The organism is Maribellus luteus, from assembly GCF_003576475.1.
GTDB lineage: Bacteria > Bacteroidota > Bacteroidia > Bacteroidales > Prolixibacteraceae > Draconibacterium > Draconibacterium luteum.
The window spans coordinates 1-529 of the sequence record NZ_QWGR01000255.1 but is presented as its reverse complement, the minus strand read 5'-3'; the positions used below and the strand labels follow the sequence as shown (position 1 = coordinate 529).

General features: G+C 64.1%; 1 protein-coding gene. It reads right to left on the bottom strand.

Translation table 11 applies throughout. The annotated features are described in order from the left end of the window. Positions 1 to 190: 190 nt before the first annotated feature. A partial coding sequence (locus tag D1614_RS24945) for a hypothetical protein (RefSeq protein WP_206610209.1) occupies positions 191 to 529 on the bottom strand: 339 nt, incomplete at its 5' end.

Here is a 529-nt window from a genome sequence, read left to right as displayed (position 1 = left end):
TGCCCGTTGAAACCAACGCAACGCACGCGCTCCTCATTCTGAGTTCCCAGCGCCGAAGCGGGCGCTGCACAGGTTCATGGAGAGGGCCCGCCAACGGCGGGCGTCTCGAAGGAGGCCACAGGCGAGATCACTCGCATATGCGATTCCCTTGCCTTGGCGGTCGTAGCGCCTTGTTGTTGCCGATTCATAGTCACCGCCACCCCAGCGCCGGCGCGACGTGCTTCAGGATCGCCTCGATCGCGTGCGCGCAATAGTCGACGCCGAGCTGGTTGGGCACGGTCAGCAGCAGCGTGTCGGCTTCGGTGATAGCGTCATCCTGCTTTAGTTGCTCGATCAGCACATCCGGTTCCGCCGCATAGGTCCGGCCGAATACCGCTCGCGTATCCGCCTCGATGTAGCCGAAGTGATCCTGGCTGTCGCTGCCGCCGAAATAGGCGCGGTCGCGGTCATCGACCAGTGCGAAGATGCTGCGGCTGACCGAGACGCGCGGCTCGCGCTTGTGACCAGCCTCTTTCCAGGCGGCACGGAA